This is a genomic window from Shewanella polaris (assembly GCF_006385555.1).
Lineage (GTDB): Bacteria > Pseudomonadota > Gammaproteobacteria > Enterobacterales > Shewanellaceae > Shewanella > Shewanella polaris.
Genome location: NZ_CP041036.1, coordinates 4,271,898 through 4,292,094 on the forward strand (window position 1 = coordinate 4,271,898; position 20,197 = coordinate 4,292,094).

Genomic DNA, 20,197 nt, shown 5'->3' on the forward strand with positions numbered 1-20,197 from the left:
TACATTTGCAGTATTATGACTCTTTGTATGCGTAAACGACTGTCAAGAAAGGTAAAGTAAATATATAGATCGTCAAGATTGACTATTTTGGTTATAAAAAAACCTCTTATCTGCTGATAAGAGGTTAATCATTTGGAAGTCTGGCTTAAGTTAACTGTTTTTAAGCTAGGTTTTTTAGCCTATTTAGTTACCAGCAATTTTCATTTCGTTCAGTAAAATACCACCAGTACGGATTGATGAACGTAAATCGCGATCCTTACCGACACCTTGGATACCCATAAACATGTCTTTTAAATTGCCAGCAATGGTAATTTCTTCTACGGGATATAACACTTCGCCGTTTTCAACATAAAAACCTGCCGCGCCGCGAGAATAATCACCGGTGACGCCATTAACACCTTGGCCCATCACTTCTGTAACAATTAAGCCGGTATTCATCATCTTCACTAAGTCATCAAAGGTTTGATTGGTGTGGCTCAAGGTCCAGTTATAAATACCGCCTGCATGCCCTGTGTTGGTCATACCTAATTTACGAGCGGAATAGCTGGTTAACAAGTAAGTCTCTAGCTGGCCGCGATCAATAATACGACGGTCTTGAGTCGCTACACCTTCACTGTCGTAATTGGCACTCGCTAATGCACCAATTAAATGTGGTTGTTCTTCAATGCTAAACCAGTCTGGAAATATTTGGCTGTTCAGTGCTTCCATCAAGAAGCTCGACTTACGGTAAATACTGCTACCACTAATTGCACCAATTAAATGCCCCATTAGGCCAGTAGCAATTTCTGGGGCAAATAATACCGGCATTTTCGCTGTAGCAATTTTGCGCGCATCCAAACGGCTCAAGGTTTTGTTGGCTGCTTGTAATCCTACCGCTTCAGGTGACAGTAAATCTTGATATTTACGAGCAACGGTATAGTCGTAATCGCGTTGCATATTGCCATCAGACTCTTCGCCAATAACAACACAACTTAAACTGTATCGCGAGCTACAATAACCATTCAAAAATCCATGACTATTACCATAAACTCTGGCGGCGGTATGCGCATTAGCACTTGCACCGTCAGAGTTACGGATACGGCTATCAACTGATAAACTCGCTTCCTCAGCACGTATCGCTAACTGAGCTAACTCTTCAGCATCAATATCTTGCGGATGGTATAGCTGTAAGTCTCGAATATCTTGTGCCATCAAGGCCGGATCGGCTAAGCCACTAAAAGGATCTTCTGAAGTATATTTTGCAATACCATCAGCCGCCTTAACGGCTTGGCAAATAGCCTCAGGGCTTAAATCTGATGTGGACGAATTTCCTTTCCGGCCATCTCTAAAAATAGTAATGCCTAAGGCACCATCTTTATTAAACTCAACCGTTTCAACTTCTTTGTCACGGGTCGAAACCGATAAACCTTGCTGCTTACTAATGGCCACCTCAGCGGCTGTCGTACCCAACTCTTTCGCGTATTCTAGTGCGACAGATACAGCGTCTTTTAATGCCGTTAATTCAGAATCAATTCTAGGTGTTGGTTCACTTGCGCCTGGCGCTGAAGAAGGATGAGAAGCCACAAATTTACTCTTTGATTAGTCTAATTGACGCTAGCATATCAAATTCAATTGGCGATTGATAACAGGGCATTTATATCGCAACCTTTCACCAATAAATTCTGCATATTCTGGGCCAAATAAATGTTATCATTAGCACATATTGACTTGAGGTTTATGACTATGAAAATTGTTGGCGATTCAGAGCTATTTCAACAACCCTATGATAATGATGACAACTATGTCAGCAGAACAGGTGTAAAAAAAGAAAGTGAGGATGCTCAAGCACTTGGTATGCGTTTGATTGCCCTGAGCAAAACTCAATTAGACAAAATGGGTTTAGATGAGTTTCTATATGATGCGATTCTAAAAACAAAACTGATTAAACAAAAAACCGAAGCCTATCGCCGCCATATGCAATACATTGGTAAATTGATGCGCGGATTTGAGCATGAACCTATTGAAGCAGCACTCGATAAAGTGTTAAACAAAAACAATAATGAAGCCGCGCAAATACAGATTTTCGAAAAAATGCGTGAGCGTTTATTAACTAATGGTGATGATGAAATTCAAACATTACTGGATCTACATCCACAATTTGAACGTCAAAAATTGCGTCAGCTGATCCGCCAAGCTAATAAAGAACTGTCTAAAGGAACGGAATCAAAATCATCAAAAGAATTGTTCAAATATTTACGATCTGAAATTAAAGACTAATACGGCTTAAAGAGAATAAGGATGTTGCTAATGCGGCTTAAAATGGTAATTCGCACACTGTTGTTATCATTAGTTTCAATGGTGTTTTTTACAGGTTGTAACGGTGCCGCAGATGGTACCGATACCCCTGAATTAAATGGTAGTTTTAGCATTACGGTTAGCTACCAAGATGTCATTAATGGCCAATGTGATGCTAGTACTAGTTCACTCATTTTTGATATTAATAAGAGTTTTTGTGCTGTGGCTCAGCTTAAGCAAGGCAATATTAATGTCAGTGGAGCCCTCATTACCTTTAGCACCACCAATGCCAGCTTAAGCCAATCTTCTGTATTAACTTCATCCTCTGGCATTGCGACGACGATAGTTAGCTCCACTAGCACAGAAGCTGATACCTTAACAGCGAGCTACACATCAGATGATGATGACTCTGTTAGCGACAGTCGTAATTACCAATTTAAAGAATATAACACCACAGCCCCAGTTGAAGCACTTAACATAACCGCATCAATTAGCGATGCAACGGGCCCTATTACACGCTTTAATGTTGATCATACCGTTCAACTCAACGCTTTGATTACTGACAGTAATAATCAAGGTATTGCCAACCAAATTGTGACATTTAATGCAGGTAGCGCGACGTTAACCCCAGCAACAGCGCTAACAAAAACCTCTGGTATTGCCACCCTTAACTTTACGCCGTCAGATTCAGATCTGGGTGCAAGTTTACTCACGGTCACAACCGAATACGAAGACACAACCCTCACGAGCTCCAGTGCTTATGAAGTATTAGCAAGTGACGACATTGCTATTGATGGCATAGTGAAGATAGGAGCGTATGATGAAAATGACGAGTTTGTTGAGGGGGAATTAGCGACAACACTTGTTGCTGATAGCGATGGTAATTATACCATTAGCGCAGGTGGCACATTTGGAGTTACAGCTACTCTGATAACGGAGAGCTCCGATGGCGCAGTTACACGCTTGCAAAGTCCAACCAGTATTAGTTTTAGTTCAGACTGTACCAGCGGCGACGATGCGACCTTAGACTCACCAGTTACTAGCTTGTCTGGCTCAGCAAACTCCACATTTTCAGATATTAGTTGCAGCGGTAATAGTGAGCGCAGTGATACCATAATCGCAACAGCAACGGTTAACGACACTAGCTTAAGCGCAAGCATACCTTTTACGTTAGCGCGTCAAACCTTGTCTAATATCAGTTTTGTTTCTGCTGAACCAAGCCAAATTCGTATCAAAGGTTCTGGCGGTACTGATACCACCGAGTCTTCTTTAGTGACCTTCTTAGTGAGCAGTGCTAATGGCCAACCTGCAGCACAACAAACGGTTAATTTCAGCTTAGATACCAGTGTTGGTGGTTTACAATTTGCTAATGGTGAAGTATCGGACAGCAGTATTACAAACTCTGAAGGTTTAGTGAGTGTCAGAGTGCAAGCCGGTACGATCCCTACACCTGTACGTGTAATGGTATCAACCACTGATGTAGACACTAATAAAACAATTACCAGTCAATCAGAGCAGCTAACGGTCAATACCGGTTTACCGCAACAGTTAGGTTTTAGTCTTTCAAGATCAATCGGTAACCCAGAAGCTGGCGATAACAATGGTGAAGAAGTCACCATTACAGCTTATGCCTCTGACAGCTTTGCTAACCCAGCACCAGATGATACCACCATCAATTTTACCGCAGAAGGTGGCCAAATTGAGCCATCGTGTACCATAGTAAACGGAACATGTTCAGTCACTTGGACCTCTGCATCACCTCGGGTGAGCGATCACCGCATCACCATTTTAGCTTATGCCTTAGGACACGAAACCTTTTTTGATACCAATGGCAATAATGTATTTGATGATGACGATGGTGGCGTGGTTAATGGCTGCTTAAGCGGTACAACGTCTGTAGAGTGTAGTGGCAATGGTATGGATGTAGAAACCTACCATGACGGCGGCTTCGTTGATTTACCCGATGCCTTTAGAGATGATAATGAATCAGGCACACATCAATCAGGTGAACCTTACTTTAATATTCAAGCCAGTGACACATACCAAGCGGCTGATAGTAAATTTAACGGCCCACAGTGCCAAGGTAGCTTGTGTGACAGCGATGCCATGACCACTTATATCCGTAAAGCGTTGGTATTAACAATGTCAGGCTCTAACGCCAATTTTGTAGTGAGTCAAAATGGCACTGTCATTAATGATTACGACACTGATATTCAGCCTATCGCACTAGATGAAACTGCTCAGTTTGATGTAGTACTCACAGATAGCGCTAATCAAATATTACCTTTTGGTACAACCTTAACCGTTGCTAGCACCGAAGGTGATTTACAATTCTCTGGCTATACCGTGCCAAACAAGAGCGCTGCTGGTGGGACATCAACGTCCTTTACCTTGGAAAATGTTGGAACTGCTGGTATCAGCCAAGTCACACTGACAACCACTACGCCTAAAGGTGTGGTCACTGAATTGAAGTTTTATGTGACCTTATCATAAACAAAAAATTGTTCTTAAAGCCTGCTATTTAAGCAGGCTTTTTTTATACTTGGCATTAACAAATATGTTGATACAATAAGACATGTTATACGGTATTAAATCGATACTTTGTTGAAATAAAGAGCTATTTCCCTAACTGACCTTATGTTCAGTTTACAAATTGTTCAACTAGTAAATAGTGCACAACATCCTTCGTTTCGATACCATCAATAGCATCTGTAAACAGGGCTAGTTTACTATTTCGAGGGACCGATTTATGACTCTCGACGCATACTAAGGAATAATAATGCGCAAAATTTCTCTACTTTCTATCTTATCAGCAGGCGTACTACTCACCGCTTGTGCAGCTAAACCACCCATCGTGGCTCAAAACAAAACGGTTGTCGTTAATGACCAAACTATCGTGCTTGGTGGATCCTATGATAAAGAAAAAAATAAACTGCAACTGACCGCCAATGGTGATCCGATCATGCAGGGTCGATTCCCGCCAATGACTCCTACTCAAAACCTTAATGCCAACTTTAAAGATATGAAGTTTAAAGGTGATTGTTACTTTGGTTCGGTACTCGGAGATCAAGGTGGAAGCTTTGGTATTGTTGCTAGCATTGTTCAATCGGCAAAATCGAGCACTGCAGACAAATGCGACATCTTTATCGATGGCACCAAGCAAGAAACACTGTACTTCTAGTTAGACACATTAATTAAGCGCTAGCCCTGCTTACTTCCTTGCTAAACTATAAGACAAATAACTTCGCACTATTATAGTGCACCTCTTATTTAATAAGGCACTAAATTAATTCAATGCTCAAATAACGAATGAGTTAATAGACTGTTTTAACTATAGTTTACAGTATGGTCTAATCTTTGCTGTTACAAGTATTATAACCTTACCGCTCGTCAGCACTTAATCGAGTGTATTACTGGTGTCATCACTTTTATGTAAACGTTACTAGAGTGACTTGATGAATAGCCCTTGTTGAGAATTGAATGATCCCTTTACACACATCTATGCGCGGCCTACGTTGTTTTTGTGTTGCAGCAGAATGCTTGAGCTTTAAAGAAACCGCTAAAAAACTCTACCTCACTCCCTCAGCGGTAAGCCATCAAATTAAGCAGTTGGAAGGCTCATTAAACCAAGCCCTATTTATTCGCCAAACTCGTGCAGTAATATTAACTGAAGTCGGCATCCGCTTTTATCAAGAAGTTGAACCTATCATGCAGCAACTGGTGAATACGGTAAGTGAATTTAGCCAATCAGAACGCATGTTAGAAGTCAGTATTTCGATGCCAGAATTTTTTGCCAGTGAGTTATTTATGCCCAAACTCATTGGTTGGTCATCCAAATACCCCAACATCAATCTTAAATTAGAAACCATCAAGTCACGTATCGACACCATCAAGCATACTGACGTCTCAATTATGCTCTCTGGTAAACAACAGCCTAGTGCAGATGTGTATGACTTATTTCCAATCACCTATATTCCGGCGTGCAATGCATCAGTCCATGCAGAGTTATCATTGCAAGGCTTTAAAGCATTAACTCAAGTGCCATTAATATTGCATAAAGCTAGGCCACACGCATGGCATCAATGGGCTGAAAGTGTCGGATTTGATGGTTTTCAGCCGAAACAAATTATCCAATTAGACAGTATGTTTAGTGTCGCGCGCGCGGCAGAACAAGGACTTGGAGTGGCATTAATCCCGCTTCCCATTAGCCAGGCATGGTTTGATAACAACACCCTTCAGTCATTATTTCCCCATCCACTTTATAGCCATGACCGCTATTACCTCACCCGTCACACCAATGAACAGCAGCGACCAGAAGTGCAATTGCTAATAGATTGGATCCTTAAAAGCTTTCATGATGAAAGCCATTAATTATCGCCTCTTAACCCTGGGGCAGGCTAAATAATTTGCCATTAAAAACACGTATTAATGTTTGGTAAAAAACCCAAACAATGATGATTGTAGAAACAACAATCATCACTTGTGCTAAATATGCATAAAAAACAAAACCAGTTTGAGCAAACATAACCAGTGTTGCTACTGCCATTGCCGTTAAAGGGAAAGTATAGGCCCAAGCAGAAATATAAAACTTTTTACCCAAGAAGCTTCTACACATACTGAAAATCAGGATGGTAAAAATGAGTGCGATATTAAAAAGCATGGTCCCAAAAAAATCCAACTGATTACCATTTATATTTAAATATGCAATCAAGCTCGCCGCTGGCGGTGCGATTAAAATGAACAGTGTTGGAATAAATTGCTCTGCAATAGGACCGTGAAAAATAATACGATTAATCAGTATAGGCAGCAAAATAATCCAAAAAAATATCCCTACACTAAAGAAAAACATCAATACGGGAATAGGTACAATGCCGACACCGCCAAAGGGAGCAATCAAATTACCCACTATAGGGATCATCCACGCGGGTGTTGCATGTTGTAATTGCATATCGTTATTCATCCAAAAAGAAAAGCAATAACAAGTCACAAAAAGCTCTAATATCGCTCCTATCCACCAGATAACTGACGCCCCAGGGAGGTCTAAGTTACCCAAAATAGTGGCAATCAACAGAAATGAAACTGCAATAGCGCCAAAAAATACTGATTTAACTTGATGTCGTAACTCTTCCAACACAGCATCTCTATGCACAATACATTTAATTAAAAAAGTAATAGATACCAACGCAAAAACAAGTATCGTTACACCTGCTAAAATTTCTCCAATAATCTGAGGATAATGTAATACGGTCGTGGCACGTAAATACATCAGCGTTAATCCAGAAAGCCCCATTACCGAAGAAAATAACATCACTGCAAAATTTCTTAACTTAGAAGGTTTTTGTTGAACGACCTCTTGAGACTTCATCAAACCCAACCCCTTTTATTAATCGTTATTTTACGATTATTAAGCGCCTGAGCATTATTTTTGTCAAGTCTAATAGTAAGTTGTAAACCATACTTTTATAATGTTCAATGTACTTTAACGATGATGTCATCTAATTACGGAGGAAAACGAAATGCTGTCTAAACAAAATTTATCCAATGATATGTTTAGTACCACAGAGGATGAGCGGGCAAGAGAACAACAATTCGCCCTCATTGCTAAAGCATTATCGCATCCAGCTAGATTACGTATTTTAAAAATTCTAATAAAATTAGATGACAGGGAGGGAGGTTGTTTAAATGGCGCACTGGTTCCCCATATCGGATTGGCTCAGTCAACCGTTTCAGAACATCTTCGCGTGTTAAAAAAATCAGGCCTTATTCGTGCCGAATCGACACCACCTAAAGTGTGTTATTTCATTAATAAAGAAAAATTAAAAGCATTTAGTATTCTGTTAACTGAAGATTATTTATAACCCACAAATAAACTCCCCCCGCCCGAACTCCCTATTAATGCCGATTCATTACTTCTACCTGATATAAAATCAGAACAATACCAAGAGAATCGTCTTTTCTTTTCAAGAATGAGAACTCCAAACATAATATACATTTCCTAACAGGATAAAATTATTCAGTTGATCCGATACTAAAAACTAAAAATTTGCATCCTTTTTATGTTTTTTACGCCTTAACTTACGATAAGAAACGTCATCAGGAATAATAATGCAAAACTTACAAAATTATTTGAAGTCGGATTGAAACTTGATCGTAACAAATTTCTTGTCAGTCACTTGGTATTTCATGCCAAAGTCGACGCGAGTCAAAAGCAAAGTGCAGAACAAGCTAAATATTAGGAGCTTAACATGCGTGATGAAATCAAAATTACATGCGTTACTATTTGTTTTTTAACTTAATTAACACTCAATAATTGTTAATTTTTTAAATTCGCTTCATTTCAGTTTTCACTGACTCGTTATATAAGATGCTCGCCATATACGAATGTGACTAACTTATCGGCAACAAAATTAATAAAGAACAATAGACTTATGAAAATCATATCAATAAAAACAATTGTCTCCTTGCTCATTGTCATTGCTTTGATTATTGCGGGTGTAACCATTATCAGTCATAAGAAAACAGCTATGCAATCCATTCCTCCTGCTAAAACTTATGGCTTGGTGGTGCCGGTAAACACAGCCAGCATTTCAACCGTGGTGCTAACCTTGCCTTATTTAGCCGAGGTACAAAGTGATAGCAATGTTGATTTAGCTTCAAAGGTCACGTCACGTGTAAAAATGATCGTAACCAGTGGCACCAATGTTAAACGAGGTGATCTACTGGCAGAACTTGATGCGGGAGATCTATTGGCGCAAAAGAAAAGTCTTGAATTTAAAATAGCAGAAATGGGCAATCAGATTAAAGCTAAACAAGCCGATCTTAAAAGTTTACAAATTAGCTATAAACGCAATACGAAACTGCTCGATATTCAAGCGGTTTCACAAGACAAAATTGATACTGATAATGCCAATATCGAGAGCATGGAATCAACAATCGCAGGCATGAAAAACAACGTGGCCGCATTAAAACAAAATATTCGTGAAATCGATGACAACCTCAGTTATACCAGCATAAAATCACCAATAGATGGCGTGGTAAGTAAAACCTTTATCGCCGAGGGAGGCATTGCCACTGGTGGCAAATCACTCTTAAGTTTATCCGGTGGCAACACAAAAAGATTACTGGTGCGCGTTTCCGATAAAGTCATTCCTAGTGCCGTTATTTACCAACAACAAAACTGCCCAGTACATTCACTTAACAGCACTGATAACGGCTTAAACGAATACAGTTGCCAGTTGCAAACAACCGTATCGGCCGGTAACCGAGTTGAAGTAAAACTGATTGTGTATCGCGGTGAAAATATTCTATTACCCACAAATGCCGTATTGCAAAAAAATGGTAAACAATATGTTCTTCTTGTCGAAGGCGATAAAGCGGTGGCTCACCAGGTAACCATTATCGCAGAAGGCAGTGAAGGATTATTGGTAGACGGCATAAAAGCGGGCGATGAATATGTCGTTGCTAAACCCGACATTCTACTTAAGCTGCTCACGGGCATCTCTATTATCCGAGCTAATTCGTAAAGGGTTATAAAATGTTTAATTATTTTTATCACCGTTCTTACCTGACTTTTGCACTGATTATCGCTTTGTTTATTATCGGCGTAATGGGATTAATTTCCATGCCGAAAAACCTATTCCCAGATTCAGATCGTCCTACCATTATCGTCATCACACAAATCTCAGGCGCCACAGCAAAGGTTGCGGCATCAACGGTCTCCAAACCCATCGAAGAGGAGATATCTCGGCTTGCAATGATCCGCGAAGTTAGCTCGGTTAATGTGGCAAACTTTTCTATTGTTAAAGGTGAGTTTGAATATGAAAAAGGATTAGATGCTGCTGCGGTTGATGTTAACAATGCACTATCGATAGCAAGCAGTAAATTACCCGCTGGCGCAAACCCAGCAATTTATACTTCTGGTGCTTTTACTCGGCCTGTCGAAGTGATTACATTATCTTCAAAAAACAGTAATTTGACCTTACCCGATTTACGTAAAATAGCCGACAGCTTTATAAAGCCTTATCTTCTAAGTAAACCTGATATTGGTAATGTAGAAGTTTTTGGTGGCTATCAAAGTGCGATTAATATCGAACTTGACCCACTTAAAGCTAAAAAATATGGTTTAGATTTTAACAAAGTCGCCAATGTTATTACTGCCACAAACAAAGATATGCCGCTAGGGTTTCTTAAAGGTAAAAATGGCTTTTTCACTCTGACCTATTACGGCGATCATGCCGATATTGATAGTGTAAAAAACATATTTGTTGCGCCTAATGTTCATTTAAAAGATATTGCCAAAGTCAAATGGGGTTACCAAAAACGCTTTAGTGGTTATATGGGTAACGGCAAAGAAGGTATCGCCATGGCAGTGCAACGAGCTCCCGGTGGCAGTGTACTCGATGTTAGCAAGGCGACACGGACCGAACTTGAAAAACTAAAAGTACAATACCCCAATATCGAATTTCAAATTAGTGATACTCAACGCGACCTCATCGAAACCGCAAACGATAATATGCTGGAAGCATTACGTGATGCCGTTATTTATACCCTGATTGTAATGATGTTTTTTCTCGGTAACTTCCGTGCAATTATTGCTGCAGGCTTATCGATCCCACTGGTCTTTTTTGGCACCATAGCAATTATTTACTTATTCGGTGGAGAGCTGAATATTGTGGTCTATACCGCCATCATCTTAGCACTCGGCATGTTGGTTGATGATGCAGTTGTGGTTCTTGAAAATATCGAACGGCATATAAGCGAGGTCAAAGAGGATTTAAACACCGCGATTGAAGAAGGTACCAAAGAAGTTCTGTCTCCGATATTTTCCGGCACCGTCGCGACCATCGTAATCATGTTTCCGCTGATGTTTGTCGGTGATTTCCCGCAGCATATCTTTAGACCCTTAATATCAACACTGATCATCGCACTGCTCGTTTCGTATTTTCTATCAATAACCTTTATTCCAAAATTATCGTTATACCTCTATAAAAATGGTACTCAAAAAAATCGTATCGAAAAATTTTTTGAACGACTTTACCAAGCCTCTTTCGGACGCTTAGTCGCCCCTTATATCAGTATTCTGCATTTTACCAATGGCCGTTACGCGGTGTGGCGCAAACTATTGTTAACCGTCGGTGTACTGGCCTTACTGATTATTAGTGTGTCAAACATTATGCCCATTATCGGCAAAGACACTATGCCGCCGATGGACACTGGGATTATCAAAGCCCACATTGTCTTCAGCGCCAATGACCGCGTAGAAGACTCAGAAGCCAAAATGAAACCCTTTTTAACTTGGTTACATCAGCAACCAGAAGTCACCATGAGTTCAGTCGCCTTCGGTTCTGAAACAGGGGTATTATCATTAGGCAGTGGTAATTTACCAAGTGAAGCCATCATCACCATTAACTGCGTCAATCGGTTCCAACGCAAAAAATCCCTATGGACCATCGAAGATGAAATCCGCGATCAATTACACACCTTATTAGGCATTAAAACCGTCGAAGTTTATGATTTTGGTGCAACACCTATGAGTTCGATTAAAGCGCCACTGGACGTTCGTATCACATCCAGTGATTTTGAAAACTTACCCGAAATGGCCGAGAAAGTTGCACAAGCACTGGCGCCTATAAAAGGATTAACCAGTATTACCCAAAGCTGGGCAAGTGATTTTAATGAATTAAAAGTCGATATAGATACCAATAAAGCACTGAGTTATGGGCTAACACCGGCAGCCATTGCCGAACAAATACCCATCAACGGTCGGATATTATCTATGAGCGGCAGCTTATCATCAATGTCAACTCAGTACGTTCGCTTGTACCTTAAAGGAAGTTTTAGTGAGGATATCCAAAGTCTAAAATCGATGTTGATCCAAACACCCGCTGGTGATGAATTACCGCTAACAGCATTAGCGACAATCAGTAATAATCTGACCCAGGCAAAAATAGAACGTGACCAGATGTTATACAGCATCGATGTTAATGGATTCCGCACAACCCGCCCGGTAACTCATATTACTAGCGATGCCATCGAAGCACTAAAAACTGTGAATACAGCTGGTTACAATGTTACCCAGCAAGGCGACATTATATCCTTAAATGACAGCTTTACCCGTATGATCAAAGCTATCGCAACAGGTATCGTTATTTTAGCCATCACACTTATCGTCATTTATCGCTCAGTTGGGCTCGGCCTAATCATGATAGTGGTCTTGCCACTATCCCTCATCGGCGCCTCATGGGGCATGTTATTGTTTGACAAACCCAGCTGTATGCCAAGCTTAATCGGTATCTTACTGCTGTTTGGGATCATCATTAAAAACGCAGTATTACTGGTCGATTTCTATCAAGACTTTAGGAAAAAAGAATCGCCATTTGAAAGTGCCGTTGAAAGTGTCCGTGTCCGATTCCGTCCGGTAATGATGACCGCTTTTGGCACCATAGCCGGTATGATCCCTATTGCACTAGAACAAGCCGTTGGCCTAGAACGTTTATCACCACTGGCAGATGTCGCCATCGGCGGGCTTATAGTAGGTACCTTACTCACCCTAGTGTATGTACCAATGTTTGCATACGGATTCGATAGGGATAAATAACCACCTCATATTTCATAAGTGAATTTTTTTAACCCATTAATGCGTTTTATATCGTTTGTCGGTTGTCGCCCTTTTCACTAAAGTTCACCTGTAGCGCGGCGCTACCTCAATCACTTAAGGATCGACATCATGAAAAAGAGCATCGTTAATGGCCTAATTTGTGCCACATTAGTACTGACAGCATCAACAAGTGTTATGGCTGACGAACAAACTTCGAAAACCACTAGTAATGCCTACAAAATGGTATTAATTGAAGATGTGCCTGGCGTTGATGCATTACAATTTGGTGATGTTAAAGAAGGACTAACAGCAACACTATCGGCCAGTAAATTTGCTGTGGATGAGTATTCTCGCAATGTGAACTTATGCGCAGGATATATAAAATTAGCAGATATGGAAAAAGCTGAAAAAGCCTGTAGTGCAGCAGTGAAAAGTGCGCGTACTCAACCAGCAATCCCATCTATGACAGTTCGCGCTTATGCTTATAACAATCGTGGTGTGATGAAGTTAATGAGTCATGACAGCTTAGGGGCTTTAGCAGACTTTAAACATGCCGCAGAAGTCGATAACAACGGTATATATCAACATAATGTAGAACGTTTAGAAGCCGCTTTAAATAGCGATCAAAACGGAATGATGTAATTGGAATTAGACAAAAAAACCATTATGGTTAACGCTAATCAACCAACAAAATCCCCCAGAGCACTCGAGTCAGTGCGAACAATAGACAGGTAAATGAATACCACACCTGTCTATTGTTATTTATAAGGTAACTTTACTCATACTTATTTCGTTATGATATAGCCCATTAGACACTCTTACTGAAATGTTATGATTTAATCTTAAAGTCTTTTTGTTTATCTGAAATAGCCATAATAGCCATAGTGACAAATACCGCAAATAATCCCCATAATTGTAACCATTTAGGCATTACAGCCAACCATCCTGAACCTAATTGACCGAGTTCAATCATGCCCATAATAGCGGGAATAGCGGGAATAGCCTGAGAAGCTAACACTAATGGTTGCGGTATTAATTCAACTGGCCACACAAATCCAGACACAAATAAAATCGGCATCGACACCAGCAAATACAATTGAGTGGGTAATTCTCGACGGTAAAAATAACTGCTGAGATAAATACCTAACGCCGCTGTTGCAAGTAAAAAAGGCAACATAAAAAGACCTACTTCAAGCACAGTGGCAACCACGTTGACTTTGTACCAATAGAAGCAATAACCTAAGTAGTAGCTACTAAATAGCGCGTAAATCATCATAAAAACACTCAGCCTTGCCAGAACCAAAGTCACTGGGCGCACTTGTTGCCAATATCCAGGTTTACGCCATTGACTGGCACCCAAAATACCCGTACCAATGAGTAATGTTTGATGCAGAATTAATAAAAATAAACCCGGTACTACATAGGGGGTGTAACCCAAACTTGGGTTAAAAGCGGGTACAGAGTTAAGACTAATAGAGTTAATAGCCTGCTGGGCAAGCTCGGGGTTTTGCCCTCGGGCCAGTAAACCGATTAATTGCACTTGTTTGCTGGCATCAATACCCGCATTAAGTAATCCCTCAACAACGGCAGCATAGATTAAAAAGTAACTTGCATCACCGCCGTAGCTTAATGTTGCGCCTTTGCCTAACATTAAATCCCGCCTAAAATTAGGCGGAATAACCAATAAACCGTGCGCTTTACCCTCTTCAATCCACGTTTGAGCTTGAGCAATACTACTTACATTAGTGAGTATTTTTATCTTAGCACTGGCATCGGCATGACGGATCAATAGTCGACTGAGTGAAGAATTATCTTGGTCAACCACCACAACAGGTTGTTCTGTTGGCACTTCGTATAAATACGGTGATGGATAAAGTATTGAGTAAAACAATACCCCGCCAAACAATGTCGTCATAATCGCTTTATCGGTCAATATGGCTTTGCATTCTGCAACGATTAACTGCCAGAAGTTCATCTATTCACCTCTGGATCCATTAGAACATCGACTTGAGCCTGTTCAGGGATTTTTTGTGCATAGCGCCCTAACACATAAAGCAAAGGCAGTAACAGTAAAAAGCCCCAATAAGATCCCATTTGGGTCAACACTTGTCGCAAACCAACACCATAACTAATCACACTAATATGCGAATCAATATAATGACTAGAAGGTATGAGTAACCGCCACCATTTAGCGACAATGAACATGTCGTTTACCGGAAAAGTGATCCCCATAAATGCAAATGCTGGGGCAAATAATCCGGTACAAAAACTAACGATTCGCGCACGATCACGCACAAGCATAAAAATAACCAACACTAATAACCACAATACAATGAGCATAACCGCTTGTGCTAAGACCAACAGCAATAAAGAGCCTGAAGCGGGTAACGCTAAATATTGATATAACCACAATAGAATAAAACCACCATGGATAAGCATGATAGGGCTGTAAATTACCATTTTCACCCACACTTTAGACCAAATATCGTGAGCTAAATAGTTACGTTTACCATGTGGGATAAGCTCACGATTAACACTATTAACAAAAACCAGCATGGCTAGCAATTGCCATAAGGCAATTAATATTGGCGGAACTAAAAAGCTGACATAATTAACGTTTTGATTAAATAAAGCCGTGGTTTGATTACTGATAGGCGATAAACTCACATCGACAGTGGCTTTATTGGCACCTTTAAGCAATAGATTAACTTCACCGAAATGAGTCAATCCTTGTGCGAGACTTCGCTGTAGCTGGCTAGACAATAATCTTCCCACTAATAAATATTGGCTGTTATAGCGAATATCAATTATCGGGCGTTTAGATGTTAATAAGTCTTTTTTGAGTTGATAGGGAAAAATAACCAACGCATACACTTGTGATTGACGCATGGCATTGATCGCCGCCACTTCATTGGCATATGAATGTAGTGTAACTGATGGGTTAGCTGACAATTCTCGCGCTAGCATCCGACTGATTTGACTATTGTCTAAATCAACCACAGCGACAGGTAACTGCCTTGGTATTCCGGCACTGAATAACCACCATAAGCCCAATATTCCAATGATAGGAATATAGCTTATCAAGGCTAATTGCCATGGTGAATGCCATAAGGCTGTAAACTCACGTCTGAATAAATGCCTCATCAGTAAGCCTTATTAACGTTCTTCATGCTGATCTGCTTGAAACAATACCGACATTCCTACGCGTAAATCGGCAATCTTCTGCTTTGAGGTTAACTCCACCTCAAAGGTACGCATGTCAAAGTCGTGACCGCTTTCAGTTGAACGCCAAGTGGCAAAATCACCCATCACGCTAATGTGAGTAACAGTAAACTCAACTTGCTGCTGCAATGCTGGAATCTCTAACATTACGGATTGATCTTGCTTAAATTGCAGCAATTGATCTTCTCGGACTTGTAGCACAGCCCACGAGTCACTCATATCAATAATGCTCACTACCGGAAAACCACTTGGTGCCAACTCACCAGCATGCAATAGCACTTCACTCACTTCTGCTTTTTTAGGTGAGCGCATTTGGCTGTCTGTTAAAATCGCATTAACCTCATTAACTGCACCTTCGGCCATACGCGTTTTACCAGCAGCGGCGGCTTTGGTTTCAACTCGAGCGCCTTCTTGGATCATTTGATACTTAGCATAAGCTGCTTGTTCGGTATATTTGGCAGCTTGCCAATGAGTATAAGCTTCATCACGTTTTTGTCGTGCGACAACGCCTTCATCAAAAAGGTTTTCGATACGTTGATAGGTTTTGTCACTCAGTTCTGTCGCGGCCTTAGCTTTTAACCATTGATCTTTAACTGCCATGATATCTTGCTGTCTTTCACCATTATTGGCTTGTTGTTGCATAGCCGTTGCGGCATCTAGATTTCCTTGGGCTTGCATTAACTTGGCATCTAATTCAGGGCTGCTAATGGCAAACAAAATATCGCCAACATCAACCCGATCGCCTTTTCTGACTAAGACTTGTTCAATCCGCCCAGATACTTTTGACGAAATATTATATTCACGTGCTTCTATTTGTCCTTGCAACACCACAGGCTTAGGTACAAAAGCCAGCTTTACGCCATAGCCTAGTAGCAATATAAGTAGCACGAACACCACAACCGCAATAATCTTATTAGCCCGCATAAGCTGTTCCCTGAATTTGTGTTCGGTTAATGAATTCATCCACTTGACCACTAACGGCCATCACTTTGGCATAGGCTTGAATATAACGATATTTAGCGCCTAATTGCTGGGTTTTAACCGCGGTGAGACTTAACTCTGCATCTACCCTATCAATTGAGGTAGATAAACCTTGGTTAAAAGATAATTCTCGTAAACGTAGATTCTCTGTCGCTAGCGCTAATGAAACATCTAGCGCATCCGCTTCTTCTTTGGCTTGCAACATTTGCCGATAACTCTGATCAATAAGTAAACTTAAATCTTGCTTGGTTTGTGCCTTGGTATAACGAGCTTGCAATAAAGCACTTTTCGCCGCTTGTACTTTACCACTGCGGCCATCGCGACTAATTAGTGGTATGCTCATGCCGACACCGACCATCCAATCGGGCTCTACTTGAGCAAATAAACTGTCATCTTCGTACAAGGTATAATTACCGTATAAATACACTGTAGGGTAATAACTGCCTTTTTCTAGATCCACCAAACCATTGGCTTGTGCTTCTTTCGCTTCTAGTAGTTTTAACGCGGGGTGTTGCGTTAGCGTCAGCTGACTAAGGCGTGGTAAAGATGGCTGTTGTTCTAGTAAAAAAAGTGCCGAGATAGGATCAACACTGGGTATATGTAGCATTCGCGCTAAGGCAATTTCGGCCATTTCATATTGGCGCTTACTTTTACCCCAATTAACTTTGGCATTTTCTAATGCAACTTGGGCATTTAAGCGTTCAACCTTGGCGATTTGTCCCTGTTGTTCTAATTTTTTTGCATGAGTCACATGTACAGTTAATGAATCCACCAGCTGCTTTTGGGTATCAACTAAGGTTTTTGTTACCGATACCGCATAATAACGATCAACTAACTGGAGAAACAACTCACGCCGAGCCAGTGCTAACTCTTGTTCGGTCTCGGAAACTTGTGCAGCATGTATCCCTTGAGCAGCCGTAATTTTACCGCCAGTATAAATAGGCCACATAGCTTGTAAGCTGGCACGAAACACATCTTGTTCGGTAAAAGGGGTGACAAATAGTGATCCCGGAATTTCCGCTAATGCACTAGTAAGAGCGGCTGGTAATGTACTGGTGTCGAGGGTAGCTAATGGATTTAAGTCACGTAGATCAAGTTCAATAGGCTTTTCGAGGCGAGTATAACTACCAGCAATATTGATAGAGGGGTAATTTAACGCATCTCCAGCATCTTCTTCCGCTTGTGCACGATTAACAAGCTGGGATTTAGCTTGAAGCTGATCACTCACTTGCTCTAATTGCTGCCAAGCATGACTGAATGTAATAGGCTCAGCTAAGACACTCAAATTTAATAAAGAAATACTCAAACACAGGCCAAGACGATAGCGCCTCCAACTATGCGTATTGATATTACGTTGTGGAACCATAAAAACCTCAAGAGTTAACACCCTAATTTCTTGGTGGATAATAACCCAAAATGGTTATTATCACAGCGACATATCTTATAAAAATAACCCTTTCAGTTAATTAATGCCCTCTATTGCCAACTACAACACATTGAATATTCAATGTTAGGCCATCACCCCATAGCAAACGGCTCACTAAGCATAAATACTCAGCAAGCCGTTATATACCAATCCGCATTAATAAGTGACCACTCAGAATGCGTCCAGCGGTTTTTGATTAAGGCGTCGCTATGTAGTAATGGTTATTACCATTGCGGGTTAATGTTAAGCCGTACCGCCTACGGTCAGCCGGTCAATTTTCAATGTAGGTTGGCCGACGCCGACAGGTACACTTTGGCCGTCTTTACCACATACACCGACGCCTTTATCTAAGGCTAAATCATTACCGACCATTGAAATTAATCCCATCGCTTCAGGACCATTGCCAATTAATGTCGCACCTTTAATGGCATGTGTGACTTCACCATCTTCAATTAAATAGGCTTCAGAAGCTGAGAATACAAACTTACCCGAGGTAATGTCGACTTGTCCACCACCAAAGTTCGGTGCATAAACGCCCTTTTTAACCGACTTAATAATGTCTGCAGGGATTGACTCACCGGCATTCATATAAGTATTGGTCATTCGAGGCATAGGTAAATGCGCATAAGACTCACGACGACCGTTACCCGTTGGAGCTTGTCCCATTAAGCGAGCATTTAACTTGTCTTGCATATAACCTTTTAGAATACCGTTTTCAATTAAGGTCGTTTTTTGGCTTGGTACACCTTCGTCATCAATACTTAATGAGCCACGGCGGTTTTCCATGGTGCCATCATCTACCACTGTCACTAATGTCGACGCCACTTGTTGACCTATTTTACCGCTAAAAGCACTGCTGCCTTTACGGTTAAAGTCACCTTCTAAGCCATGGCCAACGGCTTCATGCAGTAATACGCCTGGCCAGCCATTACCTAATACTACTGGCATTTCACCTGCTGGAGCATCAATAGCGTTAACATTGACTTGTGCTTGGCGCACCGCTTCACGGGCAAATTCAAAGCTTAGTGGTAAGCCTGCGTCATCGGTAGCTAAAAAGATGCTATAATCATGACGACCACCGCCACCAGCACTACCACGTTCGCGCTTACCGTTATCTTCTAAAATAACACTACAGTTAAAACGCACTAAAGGACGGATATCGGCGGCTAATGTGCCATCACTCGCGACGATTAATATCTCTTCATGCACCCCAGAGAGGCTAACAACCACCTGAATAATGCGACTGTCTAGGCTACGAATATAAGCATCGGCTTGTTTCAGAAGATCAATTTTTTTAATTTCATCCATAGCAGCAATCGGATCAGCACTGTCATACAGTTTATGTGCAATTTGACGTTTAAAAGCTTGTACCTTTTGTTGCTCACCTACACTGGCAATACCACGGGCCGCTTTTGCTGCTGCATCAAGGGCTACAGGGCTAATTTCGTCAGAATAAGCAAAACCGGTTTTTTCACCACTAATGGCTCGTACGCCTACCCCACGTTCAATGTGGAAACTACCTTCTTTAACAATGCCATCTTCTAATACCCAAGACTCATGGCGGCTACCTTGGAAATACAGGTCTGAAAAATCGATATTGTGCTGATGAATAGTATTTAAGTAACCTTGCAGTCCATCTAAGGTTAATCCATCTTGTAATAAACTCTGCTCTACTTGGGCTAAAAATGGCATTAAAA

The 20,197-nt window shown here is 40.9% G+C and carries 15 protein-coding genes; 8 read left to right on the top strand and 7 right to left on the bottom strand.

Annotation, left to right across the window (positions count from 1 at the left end; genetic code table 11):
- Nucleotides 1-183 precede the first annotated feature (183 nt).
- The gene (pmbA, locus tag FH971_RS18650; RefSeq protein ID WP_140235290.1) at nucleotides 184-1,563 is read right to left on the bottom strand and encodes a metalloprotease PmbA; all 1,380 of its coding nucleotides are present in this window, start codon (nucleotides 1,561-1,563) and stop codon (nucleotides 184-186) included.
- Nucleotides 1,564-1,722: 159 nt separating this feature from the next.
- On the opposite strand from pmbA, the gene yjgA reads away from it, so the two are divergent.
- The 4 genes from yjgA (at nucleotide 1,723) to FH971_RS18670 (ending at nucleotide 6,645) form a co-directional block, all read left to right on the top strand.
- Nucleotides 1,723-2,256: a ribosome biogenesis factor YjgA gene (gene yjgA, locus FH971_RS18655; protein WP_140235291.1), complete on the top strand. Its 534-nt coding sequence runs from the start codon at nucleotides 1,723-1,725 to the stop codon at nucleotides 2,254-2,256.
- Between the two features lie 30 nt (nucleotides 2,257-2,286).
- Nucleotides 2,287-4,767, top strand: a complete 2,481-nt coding sequence (locus tag FH971_RS18660; protein WP_140235292.1) for an Ig-like domain-containing protein — start codon at nucleotides 2,287-2,289, stop codon at nucleotides 4,765-4,767.
- A 286-nt stretch (nucleotides 4,768-5,053) separates the two neighbouring features.
- Nucleotides 5,054-5,455: a YajG family lipoprotein gene (locus FH971_RS18665; protein ID WP_137224819.1), complete on the top strand. Its 402-nt coding sequence runs from the start codon at nucleotides 5,054-5,056 to the stop codon at nucleotides 5,453-5,455.
- A gap of 299 nt (nucleotides 5,456-5,754) precedes the next feature.
- The gene (locus FH971_RS18670) at nucleotides 5,755-6,645 is read left to right on the top strand and encodes a LysR substrate-binding domain-containing protein (RefSeq protein WP_206194435.1); all 891 of its coding nucleotides are present in this window, start codon (nucleotides 5,755-5,757) and stop codon (nucleotides 6,643-6,645) included.
- Between the two features lie 10 nt (nucleotides 6,646-6,655).
- Here FH971_RS18670 and FH971_RS18675 read toward each other — a convergent pair whose 3' ends face one another.
- The gene (locus tag FH971_RS18675; protein ID WP_137224817.1) at nucleotides 6,656-7,639 is read right to left on the bottom strand and encodes an SLAC1 anion channel family protein; all 984 of its coding nucleotides are present in this window, start codon (nucleotides 7,637-7,639) and stop codon (nucleotides 6,656-6,658) included.
- A gap of 151 nt (nucleotides 7,640-7,790) precedes the next feature.
- Between FH971_RS18675 and FH971_RS18680 the strand changes: the two genes are divergently transcribed.
- The 4 genes from FH971_RS18680 to FH971_RS18695 all read left to right on the top strand — a co-directional run bounded on the left by FH971_RS18680 (nucleotide 7,791) and on the right by FH971_RS18695 (nucleotide 13,513).
- Nucleotides 7,791-8,132 (top strand): ArsR/SmtB family transcription factor, encoded by a 342-nt coding sequence (locus tag FH971_RS18680; RefSeq protein WP_137224815.1) that lies wholly within the window; start codon nucleotides 7,791-7,793, stop codon nucleotides 8,130-8,132.
- A 570-nt stretch (nucleotides 8,133-8,702) separates the two neighbouring features.
- Nucleotides 8,703-9,797 (top strand): efflux RND transporter periplasmic adaptor subunit, encoded by a 1,095-nt coding sequence (locus FH971_RS18685; protein ID WP_140235294.1) that lies wholly within the window; start codon nucleotides 8,703-8,705, stop codon nucleotides 9,795-9,797.
- 11 nt (nucleotides 9,798-9,808) lie between these two features.
- The gene (locus FH971_RS18690; RefSeq protein ID WP_140235295.1) at nucleotides 9,809-12,871 is read left to right on the top strand and encodes an efflux RND transporter permease subunit; all 3,063 of its coding nucleotides are present in this window, start codon (nucleotides 9,809-9,811) and stop codon (nucleotides 12,869-12,871) included.
- Between the two features lie 129 nt (nucleotides 12,872-13,000).
- Nucleotides 13,001-13,513: a tetratricopeptide repeat protein gene (locus FH971_RS18695; RefSeq protein WP_137224809.1), complete on the top strand. Its 513-nt coding sequence runs from the start codon at nucleotides 13,001-13,003 to the stop codon at nucleotides 13,511-13,513.
- A 187-nt stretch (nucleotides 13,514-13,700) separates the two neighbouring features.
- Here FH971_RS18695 and FH971_RS18700 read toward each other — a convergent pair whose 3' ends face one another.
- From FH971_RS18700 to tldD, 5 genes are all read right to left on the bottom strand, one after another.
- Nucleotides 13,701-14,846: an ABC transporter permease gene (locus FH971_RS18700; RefSeq protein ID WP_140235296.1), complete on the bottom strand. Its 1,146-nt coding sequence runs from the start codon at nucleotides 14,844-14,846 to the stop codon at nucleotides 13,701-13,703.
- A complete protein-coding gene (locus FH971_RS18705) occupies nucleotides 14,843-16,015 on the bottom strand; it encodes an ABC transporter permease (RefSeq protein ID WP_140235297.1) in 1,173 nt (390 codons plus the stop codon). The genes FH971_RS18700 and FH971_RS18705 overlap by 4 nt, the downstream gene beginning before the upstream one ends.
- Before the next feature lie 12 nt (nucleotides 16,016-16,027).
- Nucleotides 16,028-17,017: an HlyD family secretion protein gene (locus FH971_RS18710; protein ID WP_140235298.1), complete on the bottom strand. Its 990-nt coding sequence runs from the start codon at nucleotides 17,015-17,017 to the stop codon at nucleotides 16,028-16,030.
- Nucleotides 17,007-18,440, bottom strand: a complete 1,434-nt coding sequence (locus tag FH971_RS18715) for a TolC family protein (protein ID WP_140235299.1) — start codon at nucleotides 18,438-18,440, stop codon at nucleotides 17,007-17,009. Before FH971_RS18715 ends, FH971_RS18710 begins: the two co-directional genes overlap by 11 nt.
- A 303-nt stretch (nucleotides 18,441-18,743) precedes the next feature.
- A complete protein-coding gene (gene tldD / locus FH971_RS18720) occupies nucleotides 18,744-20,192 on the bottom strand; it encodes a metalloprotease TldD (protein WP_140235300.1) in 1,449 nt (482 codons plus the stop codon).
- Nucleotides 20,193-20,197: the final 5 nt, after the last annotated feature.